General features: G+C 70.5%; 10 protein-coding genes. 7 read left to right on the top strand and 3 right to left on the bottom strand.

Translation table 11 applies throughout. From position 1 onward, the window contains the following. The first annotated feature begins 75 nt into the window (after positions 1 to 75). The 7 genes from ACFQ0P_RS07020 to ACFQ0P_RS07050 all read left to right on the top strand — a co-directional run bounded on the left by ACFQ0P_RS07020 (position 76) and on the right by ACFQ0P_RS07050 (position 18298). A complete protein-coding gene (locus tag ACFQ0P_RS07020) occupies positions 76 to 810 on the top strand; it encodes a CDP-alcohol phosphatidyltransferase family protein (RefSeq protein ID WP_204977838.1) in 735 nt (244 codons plus the stop codon). Beyond that, positions 807 to 1724 carry a glycosyltransferase family 2 protein gene (locus ACFQ0P_RS07025; RefSeq protein WP_204977839.1) on the top strand — a complete coding sequence of 306 codons (918 nt, stop codon included), beginning with the start codon at positions 807 to 809 and terminating at the stop codon, positions 1722 to 1724. The genes ACFQ0P_RS07020 and ACFQ0P_RS07025 overlap by 4 nt, the downstream gene beginning before the upstream one ends. Then, on the top strand, positions 1721 to 2569 hold the full coding sequence (locus ACFQ0P_RS07030; protein ID WP_204977840.1) for a hypothetical protein: 849 nt from the start codon (positions 1721 to 1723) through the stop codon (positions 2567 to 2569). Before ACFQ0P_RS07025 ends, ACFQ0P_RS07030 begins: the two co-directional genes overlap by 4 nt. 227 nt (positions 2570 to 2796) lie before the next feature. Then, positions 2797 to 3327 (top strand): DUF4352 domain-containing protein, encoded by a 531-nt coding sequence (locus ACFQ0P_RS07035; RefSeq protein WP_204977842.1) that lies wholly within the window; start codon positions 2797 to 2799, stop codon positions 3325 to 3327. A gap of 78 nt (positions 3328 to 3405) precedes the next feature. Further along, positions 3406 to 8310 carry a PKD domain-containing protein gene (locus ACFQ0P_RS07040; RefSeq protein WP_204977844.1) on the top strand — a complete coding sequence of 1635 codons (4905 nt, stop codon included), beginning with the start codon at positions 3406 to 3408 and terminating at the stop codon, positions 8308 to 8310. Positions 8311 to 8391: 81 nt separating this feature from the next. Beyond that, the gene (locus ACFQ0P_RS07045) at positions 8392 to 14520 is read left to right on the top strand and encodes a PKD domain-containing protein (RefSeq protein WP_378771747.1); all 6129 of its coding nucleotides are present in this window, start codon (positions 8392 to 8394) and stop codon (positions 14518 to 14520) included. 241 nt (positions 14521 to 14761) lie between these two features. Further along, positions 14762 to 18298, top strand: coding sequence for a PKD domain-containing protein (locus ACFQ0P_RS07050; protein WP_204977846.1), 3537 nt, complete (start codon positions 14762 to 14764; stop codon positions 18296 to 18298). 2 nt (positions 18299 to 18300) lie between these two features. Here ACFQ0P_RS07050 and ACFQ0P_RS07055 read toward each other — a convergent pair whose 3' ends face one another. The 3 genes from ACFQ0P_RS07055 to ACFQ0P_RS07065 are packed head-to-tail and all read right to left on the bottom strand — an operon-like array spanning position 18301 to position 22045. Next, entirely contained in the window at positions 18301 to 19764 is a 1464-nt protein-coding gene (locus ACFQ0P_RS07055; RefSeq protein WP_204977849.1) for a lipopolysaccharide biosynthesis protein, read from the bottom strand. Continuing rightward, positions 19761 to 20972, bottom strand: coding sequence for a Coenzyme F420 hydrogenase/dehydrogenase, beta subunit C-terminal domain (locus tag ACFQ0P_RS07060; RefSeq protein ID WP_204977851.1), 1212 nt, complete (start codon positions 20970 to 20972; stop codon positions 19761 to 19763). Before ACFQ0P_RS07060 ends, ACFQ0P_RS07055 begins: the two co-directional genes overlap by 4 nt. After that, a complete protein-coding gene (locus ACFQ0P_RS07065; protein ID WP_204977853.1) occupies positions 20969 to 22045 on the bottom strand; it encodes a polysaccharide pyruvyl transferase family protein in 1077 nt (358 codons plus the stop codon). Before ACFQ0P_RS07065 ends, ACFQ0P_RS07060 begins: the two co-directional genes overlap by 4 nt. Between the last annotated feature and the right edge of the window lie 31 nt (positions 22046 to 22076).

The raw sequence follows: 22076 nt of genomic DNA on the forward strand, positions 1-22076 counted from the left end.
CTAGCGGTCGGGGGAGTTGCCTCTCGACCGTCATACTTGCTTGTGCACGCCCGTCATCTTTCGGGGAGGTACCGGGTGGAAACGATCTCACAGACCTACGCGCGGCTTCGGCTCGCTCAGAAGGGGCGTGCGCGGGGCGCGCCCGCTTATTCGGTGTACGTCAACCGGCCCGTGGGGCGGCTCCTCGCCGCCGTCGCCTACCGCATCGGTCTCACGCCGAACCAGGTGACGCTGGTGAGCGCGGTCTTCACCTTCACGGCGATCGCGCTGATCGCACTGGTTCCCCCGAACCCCGTCATCGGCGTGTGCATCTGGCTGCTGCTGGCCCTCGGCTACGCGTGGGACTCCGCCGACGGGCAGGTCGCCCGACTGCGCGGGGGTGGATCCCTGGCCGGCGAGTGGCTCGACCACTTCGTCGACGCCGCGAAGATCTCGTCCCTGCACCTTGCCGTGCTGGTGGGGCTGAGCAGGGTCGACGGCATTCCGCAGACGTGGTTGCTCGTCCCCATCGTCTTCACCGTCGTGGCGAACACGACGTTCTTCGCGATGATCCTCAACGACCTGCTCAAGGGCAAGCGGGGCGTCGCCTCTGCGCACAGCGCGGGTGGCGGCGGGTCTCTCCGCTCGTTCCTCCTGCTGCCGACGGACTACGGCATCCTGATGCTCGCGTTCGTGCTGTGGGGATGGCCGCAGCTGTTCCTGGGGGTCTACGCGCTCCTGCTGCTCGCGTGCACGGCGTTCCTCGTCGCGGCCGCCGTCACCTGGTTCCGCCAGATGGTCCGGCTCGATCGTGAGGCCGTCGCGCCGTGACGCCGGCGCGCACCGCCGTCCTCGTGGTGAGCTACGGCTCGTCGGAGATGGTCGCCGACAACCTCCGCCGCACGGCTCTGCCGGAGGGGACGCTCGTGGTGGTGGTCGACAACTACACCACCGACGAGGAGCGGGCGGCCGCCCGTGCTCTCGCCGACCGTGAGGGCTGGGAGCTCGTCACGCCAGATCGCAACCTCGGGTTCGGCGCGGGCATGAACGCCGCCGCGCGCCGGGCGGCGGACTCGGATGCCGCGGCCTACGTGCTCCTCAACCCCGACGCCTACCTCGAGGGTGACGGCGTGGCGCGACTGGCGGAGACCGTGATCGCCGATCCGGACTGTGTCGTGGCGCCACTCGTCGTCCGACCGGACGGAGGTCACTTCTCGTCGGAGATGGAGCTCGATCTCGACTCGGGGTCGATGCGCCGTATCCGCGACGGTCGTCGCTATGCCGACTCCGCGATGTGGCTGAGCGGCGCGTGCTTCGCGATCAGCCGCGCGATGTGGGAGCGGCTCGGCGGCTTCGACGACGACTACTTCCTCTACTGGGAGGATGTCGACCTCTCCGTCCGCGCGGCTCGCGCGGGTGCCGTCCTGAGGGTGGACGACGGCGTTCGGGCGGTGCACAGCGCCGGCGGCACCCAGACCGACGAGACGAGAAGCGCCGGCAAGTCGCCGGTGTACTACTTCTATAACGTGCGCAACCGACTCGTGTTCGCCGCCCAGCACCTCGACGCCCGGGGCCAGCGCCGCTGGGCGCGACGGGCCGTTCCCGCGGCGTGGGAGATCCTGATGCGCGGCGGCCGTCGGCAGCTGCTCCATCCCGCGCGCACGATCGTCCCCGCCGTGCGCGGGACGATGTCGGGGCTGGCGTACCTCCGCGGGAGCCGACGCGCGGCGAGGAAGCGCTCATGAGCGGCGGGACGGTCATCGCCGTCACCCGGAAGCGTCACGGTCTGGGCAACCGCCTCCGCGTGACGCTCGGCGCCCGCTCGCTCGCGAGATCCACGGATCGCGGGTTCGCCTACGTCTGGCCGACGGGCGAGCACTTCGGGGCGCGCTTCGACGAGCTGTGGCAATTCGGCGAGAAGCGGATCAGCACCCTGCGATCGCGCGTTCTCGCGGTGCGGCATCCCTACCGTCGGCACGATCTCGACTGGCTCGACGACGCCCGCGACGATCGGATCTGGCAGATCCGCACCGCCCACGCGCTGCATCTTCCGCCGGGAGCGGTGTCGTGGGGCGAGGAGCTTCAGGCTCTCGCGCCCGTGCCTGAGATCGCCGGGCGGGTCGAGTCCTTCTTCACCCGGCACTTCGAGGGCGCGCCCTACGTCGGGGTGATGGTGCGCGCGCACGCGGTCTCCAACGTCGAGACGCTGAAGCACTCGCCCGTGAGCTGGTACATCGAGCGCATGAGACAGGTCGCCGCCGAGCATCCCGGCATCCGCTTCTTCCTCTCCGCCGACACCGAGCAGGCGCAGCAGGCGGTGATCGACGCGGTACCGGGAACCGTCGCACTGAACGACAAGGGCGGCTACAACACCAAGGCGGCGCTCGTGTCGTCCGTCGTGGACCTCTACCTGCTGGCGAGCAGCACCCACCTCCTCGCGCCGCACTACTCGAGCTTTCCCGAGATCGCGCAGCAGCTGGCGGGGCCGTCGCTGCGCCTCGAGACCTCGATGACGGATGCCGCGACCCGGTTCGGCCCCGACGACCGACCAGTCGTGGTGACGGACCCGCTGCGCCCTTCAGCGCGCTGAGTCCCCATTCCTTGGGCGAATCCTGAGGTTCACGGCGCGGCGTCCCCTGATATAGTCGGCGCGGGGACATGCGTGGCGCCAGCGGGAACTGGCGTCCACGCCACATCTGGGATCGTCTCGCGCGGTGGGTGCGTGCGTGGCGAGTGCACATCTGGGGGATGAGCGTGGGACAGCCGTTGGCGCTGAGGCGTCTATTCATTCGTGCGACTGCGGTAGCGGCGGGGGCCGTGCTGTGCGCCGTCGCATTCAGCGCGTGCACGGCCGAGCCGGAGCCCGGCACGCAGAACTCCGATCCGCTTCCGAGCGCGACGGTGCCCGCACCGAACGGCGGCTCCATCGAGGAGACCGTCGAGCCGGTGGACCCGGGCCCCACTCAGGAGGCCGAACTCGGTGACACCGCACGCCTCGAGGGCGGTGTCGACGTCACCATCTCGGAGGTCGAGCAGCTCGACGTGAAGGCCGAGACGCCCGGCGAGATCGCCGGTCCGGCCGTCGCTCTGACGCTGACCGTCGAGAACGGCTCCGACGACGCGATCGACCTGAGCACCGCGATGGTCTCGGTCACGGGGTCGAAGGACTCCTACGGGCAGGCGACCACGTCCGAGCCGTACAGTCCGTTCGCCGGCACGCTCGCGCCGGGTGAGACGGCTTCCGGGGTCTACGTCTTCCGGCTTCCCGCCGACGAGCGGGACTCGCTGCAGGTCACCGTCGAGTACATCGCCGGAGCGCCGATCGCGCTGTTCACCGGCGACGTGTAGGCGCAAGAGATTTCACTGGGGTTGAAGGGCAAGAGAATGAACGCTGGGGCGTTTCGTCTACGCAGGATCATCGCGGGAGTGGCGGTCTCGGCCGTCGTCGCCGCGGGCGCCGTGGTGGGGATCGCGGCACCGGCCTCGGCCGTCTCGACGGCGGGCCCGGCTCCCATCGAGCAGCGCAACGAGGCGACGGTGTCGAGCGACCCGCTGCCGACGGTCCAGATCGACTCGGGAGTCGTGTGGGCGCAGGTGATCGCCGGAGACACCGTGTTCGCCGGCGGCAGCTTCAGCAACGCGCGCCCGGCGGGTGCCGGCCAGGGCACGAGCCTCATGCCGCGCAGCAACCTCCTCGCCTACAACATCAACACGGGCGTCGCCACCTCGTTCGCCCCGGTGATCAACGGCACCGTGAAGTCGCTCGCCGTGTCCCCGGACGGCAAGACGCTCTACGTGGGCGGTTCCTTCAACCAGGTCGACGGACAGACCCGGTGGAACGTCGCCGCCTTCAACGTCGCGACGGGTGCGCTCCTCACGACGTGGAAGCCGGCGATCGGCGGATCGTACGTCAACGCCATCGTCGCCACCGACACCACCGTGTACTTCGGCGGGCTGATCGGCGCGGCGGGCGGCATCACCCGCAAGAACCTCGCCGCCGTGTCCGCCACCAACGGCGCGGTGCTCTCGTGGGCGCCCACCACCGACCTGCAGGTCGACTCGATGGTGATCAACGCGTCGGGCTCGAAGGTCGTCGCAGCCGGTCGCTTCGAGACCGCGAACGGCACGACGTCGCGCGGAATGGCCGCGCTCGATCCGGTCACGGGCGCCCTCCTGCCGTGGAACGCGAACGCGACCATCCGAAACGGACTCGCCTCCGGCTCGCTCGCCGGTCGCGCCGGCATCTGGAACATCTCCACCGACGCCGGCGGTGGCGTGTACGGCACCGCATGGGTGTTCTCCAACGTCACCGTGGGCAATCTCGAAGGGCTGTTCGCCCTCGAGGGCGAGACGGGCTCGATCCGCTGGATCGCGGACTGCCACGGCGACCACTACGGCATCTACTCCGACGGCACGAACGTCTACAGCACCGGACACGAGCACGACTGCCAGACCGCCGGCGGTCTCCCGCAGGCGAGCGGCAACCCGGGCAACATGCGCAACGCCACGGTATACACGGCCGCCGTGAAGGGAACGCTGTCGCGCTCCCCCTCGGTCGGCTCCATCTACTCCGACTGGAGCGGGTATCCCGCACCCGCGGCGATCAACTGGTATCCCGACTGGATGACCGGCACCGCGACCGGCCAGGGGCAGGCCGGCTGGACCGCCACCGGCAATGGGGAGTACCTCCTCGTCGGCGGTGAGTTCCCCCTCGTCAACAACATCCGCAGCCAGGGCATCGCACGGTTCGCCGTCGAGCCCCCCGGCGGCGCGAAGCAGGGCCCGCGTCTCAGCGGTGCGGACTGGACGCCGACCGCTCGCTCCGTCGAATCCGGCTCCGCGCGCGTCCAGTTCGCCGCGAACTGGGACCGCGACGACCTCGACCTCACCTACGAGCTGTGGGTGCAGGGCGCAACGGCGCCGGTGGCGACCACGACGGCGCAGGCGACGTTCTGGAACCGACCGACGCAGGTCCTCTCCGCGGGCGGGTTCACGCCCGGATCGACCCAGACGCTCTACGTTGTCGCGAAGGACGGCGACGGCAATTCGGCGCGGAGCGCCGATGTCACCGTGACCATCTCCGGTGCCGCCGGCTCGACCTATGCCACGACCGTCCTCGACGACAACGCGAGCCTCTACTGGCGCCTGGGCGGCAGCAATGCGACCGGCGGCGCCGACATCGCGGGCGGCAACAACGCCGTCATGGGCAGCGGTGTCAGCACCAACACCGACGACGCGCTGGCGAACGAGGCCAACGGCTCGGCGGTCTACAACGGCTCCTCCAGCGGGCTCGCCCGCACGTCGTCCGTGACGCCGGTGGGTCTGTCCTTCGCGACCGAGCTGTGGTTCAAGACGTCCACGTCCAGCGGCGGCAAGCTCGTCGGCTACGGCAGCGCGGCGTCGGGCAACTCCTCCAACCCCGACCGTCACCTCTACATGCGCAACAACGGCGCGCTCGTGTTCGGTGTCTGGCAGGGCAGCAACCGCACGATCGAGTCCCCGGCGACGTATCGCGACAACCAGTGGCACCACGCGGTCGCCCAGCTCAGCCCCACTGCGGGTATGCAGCTCTTCGTCGACGGCGTCCTCGTCGCCTCCGACGACACCACCACGGCCTCGGCCCGCCCGATCACCGGCTACTGGCGTGTCGGCGGCGACACGGTCAGCGGCTGGCCGGGTGCACCGAGCTCGAGCTGGTTCAACGGACGCATCGACGAGTTCGCCGTCTATCCCGCACCTCTGACCGCGGCGCAGGTGTCCGAGCACTACGCCCTCGGCGCGGGCCTGGCGATGCCGACGGCCGACTTCACCACCGCCGGCGACGAGATGGCGAAGTCGTTCGACGCAAGCGCGAGCACCGCACCGTCGGGCCGCACGATCGTGTCGTACGCGTGGAACTTCGGCGACGGCACGACCGGCAACGGGGCCACCGCCAACCACACCTACGCCGATCCAGGTGTGTACACGGTGACGCTGACGGTGAAGGACAGCGCCGGGTTCACCGCGACCAAGACCTCCTCGGTCACCGCGACGCCGCCGCATCAGGCGCCGACGGCCGCCTTCGAGCCCGGTGTCGCCGGCCTGTCGGTCACCTTCGACTCCTCGGCGTCGGCGGCGTCCGGCGCGGCGACGATCACCGAGTACGCGTGGACCTTCGGCGACGGTGCGACCTCGACCGAGGCATCCCCCACGCATCGCTACGCGAGCGCGGGCACCTATACCGCGACCCTCACCGTCACCGACAACCTCGGCGCCGTGAGCACGCCGGTCAGCCGGGAGGTGACCGTCAGCCATGCGGCACCGGTGGCGGCGTTCACCACCTCCCCGACCGGCCTGACGGTGGCCTTCGACGCGAGCACCTCGTCCGCCTCCGACGGGGCGACCCTCGAGTACTCGTGGAACTGGGGCGACGGATCGCCCGCCGGATCGGGCGAGAGCGCGACCCACACGTTCCCGGCGAACGGGATCTATCAGGTGGTGCTGACGGTGACCGACAGTCTCGGCTCGACGGACAGCGAGACGGTCAACGTCTCCGTCGCCTCGCAGGTCTTCGCGGCACGCGACGACTTCGAGCGCACGGCGGGTTCCGGGTGGGGTACGGCGACGACCGGGGGCGCCTGGAGCGGCACGACCGGCTTCGCTGTCGCCGGGGGTGCGGGCACCATCGCCCTGAACGCCGGCCAGACCCGGACCAGCGCGCTGACCGGCGTGTCCGTGCGCGACTTCGACACGACGGCAGTCGTCTCGGCCGACAAGCTCGCCAACGGCGGGGGGCTGCACTTCAACCTGACGGCGCACAAGTCCGCCGCCGGCGAGTACCGGCTCAAGGTCCGCACCCTGTCCACGGGTGTCGTCGCAGCGAGCATCACGAAGCTCGTCGGCACGACCGAGACGACGCTCGTCACGAAGAACCTGACCGGTGTCACGTACGCCGGAGGCACCAAGCTGCGCCTGCACTGGGTCGGCACCACCACCGGCGGGTCGACCGCCCTCACCGCCAACGTCTGGCCCGACGGCGGAGCGGAGCCCGCGGGCTGGCTCCTGTCGACGACCGACAGCCAGGCGCAGCTGCAGAGCGGCGGACAGGTGGGTGTCCTCGCCTACCTCTCCGGCTCGACCACCAACGTGCCGGTGACGGTCTCGCTCGACGACCTCGCGGTGGTCGACACCGCGGCATCTGCCGCGCCCGAGCACGCCGATCCGGAGGCGTCGTTCACCGCCGCGCAGAGCGAGCTCACCGTGTCGACCGACGCCTCGGCGTCGACGGCATCCGACGGAGCGACGCTCGCCTACTCGTGGAACTGGGGCGACGGCAGCGCGGCCGGTTCGGGGGCGACCGCCTCCCACACCTATGCGGCAGCCGGGACGTACACGGTCACCCTGACACTCACCGACAGCCTCGGCGGCACCGCGACGACTTCCAAGTCCGTGACCGTGAGCGAGCATGTGCACCCGAACCCTGTGGCCGTGTTCACCGCGTCGACGAGCGATCTCGGCGTCACCGTGGACGGGTCGGGGTCGACACCCTCCGAAGGTGCGGCGCTGACATACTCGTGGAACTGGGGCGACGGTACACCGGCAGGCTCCGGCGCCACCGCCTCGCACACCTATGCCGCAGCAGGCACCTACACCGTGACGCTGAACCTGAGCGACGCGCTGGGCGGCACGGCCACGACGTCGCAGCAGGTGACCGTCACGGCGCCGCCGGTCGCGTTCATCGCGAAGGACGACTTCGAGCGCACCGTCGCATCCGGCTGGGGAACCGCGGTCACCGGCGGTCAGTGGGGCACGACCGCGGGCTTCTCGGTGGCCGACGGCGTCGGCAAGGCGACGCTCAACCCGGGCCAGACCCGGTCCAACCTCCTGACCGGCGTGGCCGCCCAGGATGTCGATGCCCGCGTCGCACTCAGCTCGGACGTCGTCGCGAACGGCGGCGGCCTGCACCTGAACTACCTCGTGCGTAAGACGACCGCCGGCGACTACCGGCTGAAGCTCCGGATCTCGTCCGCCGGCGCCGTCACCGTTTCGCTCGCGAAGGTCGTCGGTACGGCCGAGACGCTGATCGTCAACCGAACGCTCAGCGGATACACCCACACGGCAGGAGCCAAGCTCCAGCTGCGGTTGCAGGCTGTGACCGAGGGCGCCGGGACGGCGCTCAAGGGCAAGGTGTGGGCCGACGGGACGGCGGAGCCGACGGACTGGTTCGTCTCGGCGACGGATGCTCAGGCCGAACTGCAGGGCGCTGGTCAGATCGGCATCCTGTCCTACCTGTCGGGCTCGGCCACCAACGTGCCCGTCACGGTGAGCGTGGACGACATCGAAGTGAAGTAAGAAGCTCCGCCGCGGGGACGGCGGAGTGGATTCGGGAGCGGATGTCTGCGAAACATCCGAGAACATTTGGGGAAAAGTCATATGGCTGGGAAGTCGTTTGTTTCAGGTCCGGGGTCGACACTCCGGCGCGCGCTCGCCGGCGTCACGGCTTCGGCCGTCGTCATCGCGGGCCTCGCGTTCGGGGCCGTAGCTCCGGCCGCCGCGGCGGATCCCATTCCGGGCATCGCCCCCATCGAGCAGCGCAACGCGGCTATGGTGACGGCCGACCCGCTTCCGACCGTGCAGATCGACTCCGGCATCGTGTGGGCGCAGGCGATCGCCGGTCGGACCGTGTTCGCCGGCGGAAGCTTCTCGAACGCGCGGCCCGCCGGCGCGAGCCCGGGCCAGAACCTGATGCCTCGCAGCAACATCCTCGCCTACGACATCGAGACGGGTGTCGCGACCTCGTTCGCACCGACGATCAACGGCACCGTCAAGTCGCTCGCCGTGTCGCCCGACGGGAAGACCCTCTATGTCGGCGGCTCCTTCAACCAGGTCAACGGGCAGACCCGATTCAACGTCGCGGCGTTCGACGTCGCGACCGGCGCGCTGCTCACGACCTTCCGCCCCGCGATCGGCGGCTCCTACGTCAATGCGATCGTGGCGACCGACTCCGCCGTGTACTTCGGCGGTCTCATCGGTGCCGCGGGCGGCATCGCCCGCAAGAACCTCGCCGCGGCCAACCCGGCGAACGGCGCGATCCTCGGCTGGGCGCCGACCACCGACATGCAGGTCGACACGATGGTCCTCGAACCCGGGGCCGGCAAGCTCATCGTCGGCGGACGCTTCGGGCAGGTGAACGATGCCGCCCAGCGCGGACTCGCCGCGCTGGACCTCACGACCGGCGCGATCCTGCCGTGGGCGGCTCCCGCCACGGTGCAGAACGGCGTGGTCTCGACCGATGCGTATGCAGGACGGGCCGGCATCTGGGCGCTGACCGCAGACGAGAACGCGGTGTACGGGACCGGCTGGGTCTTCGCCAACAAGTGGGTGGGCAACCTCGAGGGGATGTTCGCGGCCGAGGCGGGAACCGGAGAGATCCGCTGGATCGCCGACTGCCACGGCGACCACTACGGGATCTACTCGGACGGCACCAACGTCTACACCACGGGTCATGAGCACGACTGCCAGACCGCCGGGGGACTGCCGCAGGCCTATCCGGCGCCGGGCAACATTCGCCACGCCACCGTCTACACGGCGGCCGCCAAGGGCACCCTCACGCGTTCGCCGTACGTCAACGACATCTACGCGGACTGGCAGGGGTACCCGGCGCCCGCCGCGGTGAACTGGTTCCCCGACTGGACGACGGGAACCGCGTCGGGCTCAGGACAGGCCGGCTGGACCGCGACGGGCAACGGCAAGTACCTCGTCGTCGGCGGCGAGCAGACCTTCGTCAACGGCCAGCGGAGCCAGGGCCTCACGCGGTTCTCGACCACGCCTCCGGGCGGGCCGAAGTCGGCGCCCCGACTCTCCGGCACGAACTGGACGCCGACGGCCCGGTCGGTGAGCGCGGGAACCGCGCGCATCGCCATCCCGGCCAACTGGGACCGCGACGACCGCGACCTCACCTATGAGCTCTACGAGCAGGGCGTCTCGGCGCCCGTGGCGACGACGACCAAGCAGTCCACGTTCTGGAACACGCCCAACGTCGTCCTGACCGCTCACGATCTCCCGGCCGGCGCGACCAAGACCTACCGGGTCGTGGCGAAGGACGGCGACGGCAACACCGCCAACAGCGCGTGGGTGACCGTCACCGTCAGCTCGGCCGACGCCTCCGCGTACGCCGACGCGGTGCTCGACGACGGCGCCTCGCTCTACTGGCGCCTCGGCGGCAGCGATGGCGGAGCGGACTGGGCCGGCACCACCGACGCGGCCTTCAAGAACGGCGTGGCAACGACCGCCGACGACGCCCTCGCGAACGAGGAGAACGGGTCCGCCACGATGCCCGGCGGCAACGGCTTCGCCGTCACGAACACGACGGCCACCGTCGGCTCGTCCTTCGCGGCCGAGCTCTGGTTCAAGACCGACACGACCACGGGCGGCAAGCTCGTCGGCTACGGCAACAGCGCCGACGGCAACTCCGGCAGCTACGACCGTCACGTCTACATGAAGAACAACGGCCAGCTCGTCTTCGGCACCTACCCCGGCTTCGTCGCCACCGTGCAGAGCACGAAGTCGTACAACGACAACAAGTGGCACCACGTCGTCGCACAGCAGGGCCCCTCGGGTCAGCAGCTCTACGTGGACGGCGAGCTCGTGGGCTCCTCGGCCCAGAGCGGTGCGCAGAGCTACACCGGGTACTGGAGGATCGGCGGCGACAACCTGGGCGGCTGGCCCAACCAGCCCTCGTCGTCGTACTTCCGCGGGTCCATCGACGAGTTCGCCGTGTACGGCACGACGCTCACGTCCACGCAGGTGACGAACCACTACGAGATCGCCAAGGGGCCGCACATGCCCCCGACCGCGGTCATCGGTGCAGTCACGGCTGGCCAGACCGTCACGTTCTCGGCGGCGGACTCGACCGCTTCGGGCGATGCCGACCTCGTCTCGTACACGTGGAGCTTCGGCGACGGCGCGACGTCCGATGAGATCACCCCGACCCACCAGTACACGACGGCGGGCGACTACACCGTGACCCTCACCGTCACCGACTCCAAGGGATCGGTGAGCCCGGTGGTGTCCGAGACGGTCACGGCCTCCGCCCCGGCGACCGCCGCGGCACGGTACACCCAGCGTGTGATCGACGACGGCGCCCAGGTGCACTGGTCGCTCGGCGGACCCGTCGGAGGCGTCGACTGGGTGAGCGACCGCGACCTCGTGACGACGCCCGGCGTCGGCTCCAGCGCCGACGCGGTCAGCCCCCTCGCGGGAAGCGCGTCGGCGACGTTCGACGGCGGCTCGGCGTTCGGTCGCACCTCGCGCACGATCCCGGCGAACACGCCCTTCGCGGCGGAGGTCTGGTTCAAGACGACGACCACCAACGGTGGAAAGATCTTCGGTTACGGCGGCTCCACCTCGGGCAACTCGAGCAACTACGACCGCCACTTGTACATGGCGAACGACGGCCGTCTCGTCTTCGGCGTGTGGCTCGGGTTCGCCGCGGTCGTGCAGACGCCGCAGGCGTACAACGACGGCCAGTGGCACCACGTCGTCGCGCAGGTCGGCGCCGGAGGGGAGCAGCTCTTCGTCGACGGACAGCTCGTCGCGTCCGACGCCGGGGTGACAGGTGCCCAGGCGTACGACGGCTACTGGCGCATCGGCGGCGACAACATCAGCGGATGGCCGTCGCAGCCGGCGTCGTTCTACTTCGCCGGTCAGCTCGACGACTTCTCCGCCTACAGCCGTACGCTGTCGGCGACCGAGGTCGACGACCACTACCGGATCGCGAAGGACCTGCCGACAACGCAGGCTCAGTTCACGGTGGCCGGGACGGGCGACACGCGGGAGTTCGACGCCAGCGGGTCGTCCACCGCTCCCGGCCGGACCATCACCGGCTACGACTGGGACTTCGGCGACGGCGAGACCGGCACCGGCGCGACGCCGTCGCACACCTACGGCGAGCCCGGGACCTACACGGTGACCCTCACCGTGACGGACTCGGCGGGCCGCACCGGGGTCGCGACGTCGAACGTCGTGATCGCTCCGCCGCACGCGGCACCGGTCGCGGACATCGAGGTCGAGACGGCGGGCCTGACCGCGTCCTTCGACGGGTCCGGATCCACGGCGTCCGGTGACGCGACGATCGCCTCGTACGCCTGGAACTTCGGTGACGGGACGACCGCGACGCAGGCTGCTCCGACGCACGCGTATGAGGCACCCGGCACCTACACGGTGTCCCTCACCGTGACGGACTCGCTGGGCGCGACGAGCGAGCCGGCGACGACCGAGATCACGGTCGAGCACGCGGCGCCGACCGCGTCGTTCAGCACCGAGGAGTCCGGCCTGAGCGTGTGGGTCGACGCGTCCGCGTCGTCGGCTTCGGACGGCGCCGGCCTCTCCTACTCCTGGAACTGGGGCGACGGCTCACCCGCAGGCACGGGAGTGACGGCATCCCATCAGTACGCGGCACCGGGCGCCTATACGGTGACCCTGACGGTGACCGACACCCTCGGTGCGTCGAAGACGGCGACCGAGTCGGTCACGGCGACCCACGCCGACCCGACCGCGAGCTTCACGGCGCAGACGAGCATGCTGGACGTGGAGGTGGATGCCTCGGCATCCGCCGCCGCGGACGACGCGACGCTCGAGCACTCCTGGAACTGGGGCGACGGTTCAGCCGCCGGCACCGGCGAGACCGCCTCCCACACGTATGCCGAGGCGGGCACGTACGAGATCACGCTGACCGTGACGGACAGCCTCGGCGCGAGCGCGAGCACCTCTCGCAGCGTCACGGTGGCCGCGCAGACGGTGATCGCCGACGACGACTTCGCACGGAACCTCGGCAGTGGCTGGGGAACCGCCGCGATCGGCGGCGCGTGGTCGTCGGCGGCCAACACCTCGGTCGCGGGCGGTACCGGGCGAATCGAGCTCGTCGCCAGCCGCACACGCGCGCTGACGTTGACCTCGACCTCGGTCGACGACCTCTCAGGGAGCCTCGTGTTCTCGGCGGACAAGGTCGCGAACGGCGGCGGACTGCACTTCAGCTATGTCGTGCACAAGTCCTCTGCCGGCGAGTACCGCCTCAAGGTGCGCACGCTGGCGACGGGCTCGGTCCAGGTCAGCATGACCCGCCTGGTCGGCACGACCGAGACCGTGTTCGCCACCCAGACCCTCTCCGGTTACACCTACACGGCGGGTGCCAAGCTGCGCGTGCGGTTCGAGACCGAGGGCACGGGTGACGTCACCGAGATGCGCGGCAAGGTGTGGCCCGACGGAACGACCGAGCCCTCCGGCTGGACCGTCACGGGATCGGGGAACGTCGCGGCCCTGCAGGGTGCGGGTCAGGTCGGGGTGATCGCGTACGCGACGGGCTCCGTCACCAACGGCCCGGTCGTGGTGTCGGTCGACGACTTCCGCGTGACGTCCCTCGGAGCCGGAGAGCCGCATGCGGCGCCCGTCGCCGTGATCGGCGGCACCGCCTCTGGCCTCACCGTCGCCTTCGACGGCACCGGGTCCAGCGCATCCGGAGGCGCGAGCATCGCCGGATACGCGTGGAACTTCGGTGACGGCTCCACCTCCACCGAGTCGAAGCCGACCCATCGGTATGCGGCCGCCGGCACGTACACCGCCACGCTCACCGTGACGGACAGCACCGGTGCGGTGTCGGCAGTCGCCTCGCAGTCGGTCGCGGTCGCCCACAGCAACCCGGTGGCAGCGTTCGGCGCATCCGCTGCAGGGTTGGCGGTGTCCGTCGACGGATCCGGCTCCCAGGCTTCCGACGGAGCGACGCTGGCTTACTCCTGGAACTGGGGCGACGGCTCGCCCGCCGGCTCCGGCGTCACGGCCTCGCACACGTATGCCGCTGCGGGGACGTACGACGTGACCCTGACGGTCACCGACAGTCTCGGTGCGTCAGCGAGCACCACGCGATCGGTCGCGGTGACCGAGGACGCCTTCGTCGCACGGGACGACTTCGAGCGCACCGTCGCCACCGGATGGGGCACCGCCCCCACGGGTGGCGCGTGGGGCACCGCGGCGGGCTTCTCCGTGTCGGAGGGCACGGGCAAGATCTCGCTCGCGGCAGGCCAGACGCGCACGAACCTCCTCGGGGGCGTGAACGCGCAGAACGTCGACGCGCGGCTCGCGATCTCGACCGACAAGGTGGCGAACGGGGGCGGCCTTCACCTGAACTATCTGGTGCACAAGACCGCCGCCGGCGACTACCGCATGAAGCTGCGCATCTCTGCGACGGGCGTCGTGCAGGTCTCCGTCTCCAAGATCGTGGGCACGACCGAGACGATCCTGTCGAACCGCACTCTGTCGGGATACACCCACACCGCGGGGGCGAAGCTGCGGCTCCGCTTCCAGGCCACCACGGCCGGCGGCGCGACGACCCTCGGTGCGAAGGTGTGGCTCGACGGCACCGCCGAGCCGGCCGACTGGTACGTCTCGGCGACCGACGCACAGGCCGAGCTCCAGGGCGCGGGGCAGGTGGGTGTGCTCACCTATCTCTCCGGCTCGGCGACGAACGCTCCCCTCACGGTGAGCGTCGATGACCTCGAGGTGCGCTGAACCCCCCTAGCGCACATCGAGCACCCAGGCACCCGCCTCCTTCCCACGCCGGAGGCGGGTGTCTCACCCTCCGGCCGAGTGCCGGGTCGCGGTCCGCGCACCTCTCGCGCGGACCGCGGCGTGGTGCTAACCTCTGCCGGAAGAGCGCCGTCGTATTTCTGGGAGACCTCGGCGCCTCTTGAGCTGGCGAGCAGTCTGGGGTAGCCGCTCCACGCGGCACCGGAACCGGGGGAGGTTCCTGATGCACCACGCGGTATCGACGACGTCCACGCGGCCGAGGGGGCGAGCGGCGGCCGTTCTCGCGGCCGCCGCGCTGATCGCGGCGGGTCTGGTGGCGGTGGCCGCCGATCCGGCCGCAGCTGCCCCGGGGCCGGCTCCGATCGAACAGCGCAACGCGCAGACAGTGACGGCCGACCCACTGCCGACGGTGCAGATCGACTCCGGCATCGTGTGGACGCAGGTCGTCAACGGGACGACCGTGTACGCCGGCGGGAGCTTCTCGAACGCGCGTCCGGCGGGCGCGAACCCGGGTCAGAACCTGATGCCGCGAAGCAACCTCCTGGCCTACAACATCACCACCGGCGTGGCGACCAGCTTCGCCCCGACGATCAACGGAACCGTGAAGGCGCTCGCCGTCTCGCCCGACGGCTCCCGGCTGTACGTCGGCGGCTCCTTCAACCAGGTCAACGGCCAGACCCGGTGGAACTTCGCGGTGTTCAACACCTCCACCGGTGCGCTGATCGATACCGTCAAGCCGGCGATCGGAGGCTCGTACGTCAACGCGATCGTCGCCACGAGCAGCACCGTCTACATCGGTGGACTCATCGGCGCGGCACAGGGCGTGACGCGCAAGAACCTCGCCGCCGTGAACGCGTCCAACGGAGCGGTCCTCGGGTGGGCGCCGACCCCCGACCTGCAGGTCGACACCATGGTGATGGCTCCCGGCGGAGGCAAGCTCATCGTCGGAGGGCGCTTCGAGAAGATCAACGGGACGACGTCCCGAGGCCTCGGGGCGCTCGATCTCACCACGGGCGCACTGCTGCCTTGGGCCGTCACCAACGTGGTGAAGAACGGCATGGCGACGGGCAGCCTGGCGGGCCGCGCCGGCATCTGGGCGCTCTCCGCCGACAGCTCGAAGGTGTACGGCGCGGGGTGGGTGTTCTCCAACGCGACGATCGGCAACCTCGAGGGTCTGTTCGCGGCCGACGGTCAGACGGGCGCCGTCAGCTGGATCGCCGACTGCCACGGCGACCACTACGGCGTGTTCTCCGACGGGACCAACGTCTACTCGACGGGCCACGAGCACGACTGCCAGACGGCGGGCGGGATGCCGCAGGCCTACCCCTCGCCGGGCAACATGCGCAATTCGAGCGTGTACACCGCGGCCGCCAAGGGCACGCTGACCCGCAGCCCGTACGTCAACAGCATCTACGCCGACTGGACGGGCTACCCCGCTCCGGCTGCGGTGAACTGGTACCCGGACTGGACGACGGGCACGGCGTCCGGATCCGGACAGGCGGCCTGGACGGTCACCGGCAACAGTCAATACGTGGTCTTCGGCGGCGAGTTCCCGCTGGTGAACGGCCAGCGCAATCAGGGCCTCGCGCGCTTCGCCCGCACCCCGTCGACCGGCGCGAACCAGGGCCCGCGCTTGTCGGGCGCGAACTGGACGCCGACCGCGCGCTCGGTGAGCGCCGGAACGGCGCACGTCCGCATCCCGGCCAACTGGGACCGCGACGACCTCGACCTCACGTACGAGCTGTGGGCACAGGGCGGAGCGAGCCCGATCGCGACGAAGGCCGTCAAGTCGACCTACTGGTTCACGCCGGTCGTCACCTTCGCCGCCGAGGGCATCCCGGCGGGATCGAGCCGGACCTACCGCGTGATCGCCCGCGACGGTGACGGCAACAGCGCGACGAGCGCGAACGTCACCGTCACGGTCGGCGGGACCTCGACGTCGTCCTACGCCGACACCGTCCTCGACGACGGTGCCACGACGTACTGGCGCCTCGGGCCGTCCGGTGGCGGCACCGACCTGGCGGGCTCGAACAACCTCGTCTCGTTCGGCGGCGTCGGAACGACGTCGGACGACGGCCTGGCGGGTGAGGCCAACGGCTCCTCCACCTTCAACGGCTCGACGAGCGGCTTCGCGCGCTCGACCGACACGACGGTCGTCGAGGAGGCCTTCGCGGTCGAGCTCTGGTTCAAGACATCGACGACGTCCGGCGGCAAGCTCATCGGCTATGGCAACGGCTCATCGGGCAACTCGGGGAGCTACGACCGGCATCTCTACATGCGCAACGACGGTGCGCTGGTCTTCGGCGTCTCGCCCGGCTACCAGAAGGTGATCGCATCGCCGGGAACCTATCGCGACAACCAGTGGCATCACGCCGTCGCGCAGCTCAACCCGTGGACGGGCATCCAGCTGTACGTGGACGGCACGCTCGTGGCCTCCGACCCTTCGGCGACGGCGGGTCAGCTCTTCACCGGCTTCTGGCGCATCGGCGGCGACAACCTCAACGGATGGCCCAATCGTCCGTCGTCGAACTTCTTCAACGGCTCCCTCGACGAGGTCGCGATCTACCCGCACGTCCTGAGTGGTGCGCAGATCGCTCAGCACTACGCGCTCGGGCGTGGCCAGAGCCTGCCGACCGCGTCGTTCACGACATCCGGCTCGAACCTGTCGTGGTCTTTCAACGGGAGCGGGTCCAGCGCACCGAGCGGGCGCACCATCACGTCCTACGCGTGGAACTTCGGAGACGGATCGAACGGCTCGGGTGTGAACGCGAGCCGCACCTACGCCTCGCCGGGCACGTACACCGTCACGCTGACCGTGACCGACAGCGCCGGCATGACGGCATCCACCACCCGCACCGTGAACGCGTCCGGACCGCACCAGGCCCCGGTCGCCGTCATCGGCGCGAGCGCGTCGGGGCTGACGGTGAACTTCACCGGCTCGGGATCGACGGCGTCCGGGGGCGCGACCGTCACGGGTTACGCCTGGAACTTCGGCGACGGCACGACCTCGACGCAGGCGAACCCCGTCAAGACCTATGCCGTACCGGGGACGTATGTGGTCACGCTGACCGTCACCGACAGCATGGGGTCCACGAGCCCGCCGGCTTCGCAGTCGGTGACCGTGTCTGCGCAGACCTTCGTGGCTCAGGATGCCTTCACCCGGTCGGTCTCGGGAGGCTGGGGGTCGGCGACGGTCGGCGGAGCCTGGACGGTCAACAGCGCCGCGTCCTTCTCCGTCAACGGGAGCGCGGGGCTCATCTCGATGAACGCGGGTCAGACTCGCAGTGCGACGCTCGCGGGGACGTCGGCGCAGGATGTCGACGCCCGGGCGCTCTTCAGCACCGATGTCGTCGCCAACGGCGGCGGGGTGCACTTCAACTACCAGGTGCACAAGACCGCGGCGGGTGAGTACCGGCTGAAGCTCCGCATCTCCTCGGCAGGCGCGGTGACCGTGTCGATCGCAAAGGTCGTCGGGACGACCGAGACGCTGCTGGTCAATCGCAGTCTCGGCGGGTACACGCACACGGCGGGGGGAAAGCTGCGGCTGCATCTGGTGACGGCGACCGCCGGCGGCACCACGACGCTCACCGCGAACGTCTGGCCGGACGGTTCGGCCGAGCCGGGCGGCTGGTTCGTGTCGGCCACTGACGCTCAGGCGGAGTTGCAGGCCGCAGGGCAGATCGGGGTGCTCGCCTACCTGTCGGGCTCGACGACCAACGCGCCGGTGATCGTGAGCGTCGACGACGTCGAGGTGCGCTGAGGTCAGCTGCGGGGCCGACGTTTCAGCATGAGGCGGGCGAAGGCGGTCAGGTTGCGCGTGTCGCGGCGGTAGATGGGGATGATGAGGGCGGATGCCGCCGCCGCCGACCCGGCGATCAGACCGACGACGAGCATCGCCCACGTGCCCACGCCCGCGACCGCGGTCGACGCCGCCCAGGCCGCCGCACATGTCCACGCACACACGGCGAGGATGCGGCCGGCGCCGCCGTAGAGCCGTGCGGTGGGCATCGGCGTGATCCGCGAGAGCCAGAAGAGCGACAGCGGCCACGAGATGGCGGGCGCGACGGCGAAGCCGATCGCCACGCCGAGCACCCCGAAGTTCGATCCCACGACGATGCAGGTGATCTTGATGATCGTGGTGACGATCGTGTAGCGGAAGAGCTGCTTGCCGAGCCCCCGGGAGAGGTAGACCCAGTACCCGACGAACGCGAGCGTCGTGAGCAGGCCCGCGACCGCGAAGAGCGCCACGATCGGGATGGCGTCCAGCCACTGCGGACCGAGCATGATCCGCACGATCGGATCCGCGAGCGCAGTGACGAGGATGAGAGGGATGCCGAGGCCGTACCCGAGCAGGAGCTGGGCGGACGTGACGTAGTTGTTGAACCGCGGCGGATCCTCCTGCACGCGGGACAGCACGGGGAGGGCGACGTTCTTCGTGGGCGAGCGCACCTGGCTGAGCGGGGTCATCACCAGCTGGTACGCGCGGTTGTAGAGGCCCAGCGGGGTGGTGCCGAACTTCAGCCCGACCAGGATGGTGTCGATCTGGGAGCCGGCGTAGACCAGGAGGTTGGTCGCGACGATGTTCCACCCGAAACCGATCAGGTCGCGCACCGACGCCGCACGGGAGTACCACCCGGGCAGCCAGCGACCGGCGACCACGCAGCCGACGAGCACGACCATGCCTCCCGCGAGCTGCTGCATGACCAGCGCCCAGTACTCGGCGCCCGCGAGCGCGGCGACGACGGCGACCGCCAGCGCGACGGCCGCCGAGGTGATGTCGATGACCGCGAGCGCCTTGAACTTGAGCTCGCGCGCGAGGTTCGCGCGGTGCTGGGTGGCGAGGCCGTTGAGCAGGAACAGGAGCGACAGCCACTGCACCATGCCGACGATCTCCGGCTCGTTCACGACGGCCTCGATCGGCCAGGCGAGCCCGAACATCACGCCGGTGAGCACGACGCCGATCCCCGCGTTGATCCAGAAAAGGTTGTCGCGCTGACCCGTGGTCAGCACCGGCGCCTGGATCGAGGCGGTGGTCAGGCCGAAGTCGCGGAAGATCTCCCCCACGCCGACCACGACGAGGACGATCGCGAGGAGGCCGTAGTCGTGCGGGGTGAGCAGGCGCGCGAGGATCACGACCGACAGGAGCTGCAGGACGAGCTTGGCGACCTGGGCGGCCAGCGTGAAGAACGCGCCGCGCGCCGCGGAGTGGGCGAGGTCCGAGGTCATCGCCGCCGCCCGCGCGCCGTCCGCACGCGGCGGAAGGTCCCCCGCAGCACCTGGGCGAACCGCCGGGGATGACCGAGGCCGAGACGGGCGAGCCCGAAGCCGGGGTAGCGCGGCGGCTTCCGGCCACCCAGCGCGGAGCCCCACAACCGGGCCAGCAGATAGCGGCGCCGCGCGGTCTGCAGCGGCTGCGCGGAAGCGAGCTGCTCCATCGCGAGCGGCCGCACGGCGATGACGCCGGCGGCGATGGCCTCCTCGATCACCTCGAGGCCGCGCCTGGTCCTGGCGATCAGGGCGCTCACGCCCGCGCCCTCGGCGAACTGCGGGTAGCCGCGTTCGTCGGTGGCCCACGAGTCGGCGGCGACGACGTCGGCCGATTCGCCCACGCCGTCGGGGCACACCTTGCAGCGCCACTGCGTCGTCGGTCCGAGGGTGCTCCCCCAGGACTCCTCGTAATCCGCACTGACCTCGGTGCTGCCCGCGCGCGCGGCGAACCGGCCCGGCCACCCGTGGCCGCGATAGCGCAGCGCGTCGACCTCGACCTCCCGTCCGATGCCCAGTCCCTCGAGCAGCGTGTCGGTGGCCTTCTGGCTCGGGGTCCCCGCGCAGAAGAAGGACAGCAGGAGGGGCTTCTCGCCCGCCGGCGCATCACTCGCCGCTCGCAGCGCGGCGATCTCGCACGGTTTCGCGGTGACGGCGCTCCCGGGCACGAAGGCGTCGGGATTCGTGAGCGCCGCGACGGGCGCGTAGCGCGATCCCGCAGCGGCGAGCGCCTCCGCGCGGGTCGTGATCGTGACGGGGATGCTGCGGCGCGGCGCGGCGGGGTCCGCTGAGGCGCCCGCGACGCGCGCCGCGCGACCCGCCGAGACGAGCCACACGTGCAGCGCCGTCAGGACGCCGCCGCTGCTGCCGGCCAGCCGGATCTCGGGGTCGGTCGCCCACGCCTCCCACGCCGCGAAGTACGAGCCGAGCAACGGGTGCCGGTCGGCGCCGGCGGGATGCTGCGCCGCCACGCGCACCCCCGGGCACGCACGCGCGAATGTCCGCGCAGCATCAGGCGCCTCACGGGCGGGTCCGGCCTCGACCGGGCGCGCGTACCCGTCGGAGTCGAGCTCCATCCGGAGGCCGTCGTCCAGCTGCGCGCACAGACCGCACCCCGAGCATGCGTCCCGGTCGAGGACGTCGCGGACGGCGCGCCGCAGCGCGGTCACACCACACCCCCGACCAGTTCGCCGACCGGGGCGAGGAGCTCCTGACCCCGTGCCATCGCGCGTCGCGCGCGTTCGGTGAGCTCGGGTGCCTGCACGGCGCGCAGGACGTCGGCGGCGGCATCCGTCGACTGCGCGAGCGAGACCACGTGCGGCCAGTCGAGCTCGGCCATGAGGGGCTGGAACTTGCGCGAGTACGCCATCGCGACCGCCGGAGTGCCGGTCGACAGCGCGTTGAGGCACGCGTGCATGCGCGCGCCGATGACCAGGTCCGCCCCGGCGATCACCGCGCGGGCGTCGTCGAGGTCAGCGGGAACGTGCAGGCCGATCCGTCCGTCGTACTCATCGCGCAGCGCGTGCGAGACCGGGACGTCGTTGTCGGGGTCGTGGCTGTCGAGCACGTGGGGGAGCAGCGTCACCCGGCGGCCGTCTTCGAGGAGCCTCGAGATGATCGTGCGGACGGCGTCGCGGTACGACGCGTGGTCGACATGGTCGCTCTCCTTCCACAGGAGGCCCGACACGTTCAGCAGCACATCGTGTCCGCCCGACGGCGTGGGCTGCGAGATGCCGAACACGAGATCGGTGGTGAGCCGGTCGGCGGGCCTGCCCAGATCCTCCGCGGCTCGAGCGCTCGCGGGATCGCGCGCGAACACGAGCGCGGAGCGGCGCAGGTTGCGCTGGGCGAGCAGGCGACCGCGACGGGTCTCGAACGGGCCGATCGTCTGCGGTGCGAGCACGGCGGCGACGCCGGCCTGCACGGCGAACTCGTGGACGAGCGACATCTTGGCGTGCCGCTGGATGCCGTAGATGTCGGCGAAGCTGTCGCCGGATCGGGTGTCCCAGAAGAGGTCGAACCGACCGAGCCATTCCATCATCCCGGCACGACCCGTGAGGCGTTCGCGGATCAGGGAGCGGGGTCGCCCCCACGGGAGAGCTGCGGGGCGGGAGCCGAAGTCCATGAACTCGATCGTCGCCTCGGGAAGGGCCGCGCGCAGCAGGTCGGCGGAACCTCGCCCGAGCGCGCGCACGCCCAGATTCGGAGACGAGTCCCCTGCCCAGCCGACGAGTACGCGCACTCGTGTGACCCCCTTCGGCCGGTCCACCCCA

It is taken from the genome of Microbacterium insulae, from assembly GCF_042677065.1.
GTDB lineage: Bacteria > Actinomycetota > Actinomycetes > Actinomycetales > Microbacteriaceae > Microbacterium > Microbacterium insulae.